The sequence below is a fragment of the Marinobacter denitrificans genome (genome assembly GCF_008795955.1).
Classification (GTDB): domain Bacteria; phylum Pseudomonadota; class Gammaproteobacteria; order Pseudomonadales; family Oleiphilaceae; genus Marinobacter; species Marinobacter denitrificans.
In genome coordinates, this window is record NZ_VMHN01000033.1 from 1 (window position 1) to 1,096 (window position 1,096).

General features: G+C 57.0%; 1 protein-coding gene. It reads right to left on the reverse strand.

The window, feature by feature from the left end:
* The coding region (locus tag FO268_RS22715) for an IS110 family RNA-guided transposase (RefSeq protein WP_150995422.1) at positions 1–1,013 on the reverse strand (1,013 nt) is incomplete at its 3' end.
* Positions 1,014–1,096 lie beyond the last annotated feature (83 nt).

Below are 1,096 nucleotides of genomic sequence, written 5' to 3' on the forward strand. Positions count from 1 at the left end.
ACCCTCTGATGCTTGAGCATGAAGTAGGCGGCACGGCCCAGCTTGTGGGCCAGCGCGGATAACGCCTTGGCCTTGTTCATGCGTTTCTGGAGTTTCTGTAGGTAGCGCTGGGCTTTGTCATTGCCGCGCAGGTACAGCACCGCCGCCTCAGAGAAAGCCCACTTCAGATGCGCGTTGCCGATTTTGTTGCCTTGGGTACCATAGACTTTACCCGCAGACTCGGCTTTGCACTTGATGAGCCGGGAGTATGAAGCGAACTTCTGGACCGACTCAAAGCGCTGGATATCACCGATTTCGTAGAGAATCGTCAGGGCCAGGACGCGACCGACCCCTGGAATGGTCCGCAGTACACTCAGGGACGTGGGGTCATGTTGTTTGGCTTGCCGCTCCAGGTGCTCTTCGAGCTTGCTCAGCTCTCGGTGGTAGCAATCGATGATGGCCAGGTCCAGATCGATGTTGTGTTGGACGTCCCGATCGGCAAAGACCGCATGGACTTGTTCCCGGGCACCGATATTCTTCAGGTTGACCTTGTTCGGCGGCAGGTTGTATTGGCTCGTGGTATTCACCACGTGGGCCTTGAGCATTGCCCCGTGCTGGACGATCCGGGTGCGCCGGCGCAGTAGGTCGCGAGTGGCTCGCATCTCCTTGGGATAGGTATAGGCCAGCGGGAAGTTGCCGCCCTTCATGAGCATGGCGATCTTGAACGAGTCAATGCGGTCGTTCTTGGTTTTACCCCCATGGATGGCTTTCATATACAGGGCATGGCCGAGGATGAAGTCGATGCCGTGTTTTTCACACAGATCCGAGATCCAGTACCAGCAGTGCATGCATTCCACGCCAACGACAAGGTCATCGCGGAAAGGTTCGAGCAGGGCGAGCAAGGGTTCCGGGCGGGCTTTGATTTCCTTGTGCAGCAACACCTCGCCCTGCTGGTCGAGGATGCAGACATACAGACTGCGGGCGTGCAGGTCGATTCCACAATAGTGGCGGTGGGTGCTATGGTAAAAGTTCATTGAGTCTTCTCCCTTGTAGTGCTTGGTCGCCTTCCAGCTTAGCGGGCAACCGCTGGGCTGGGGAGAAGGCTCAATCAGTATCA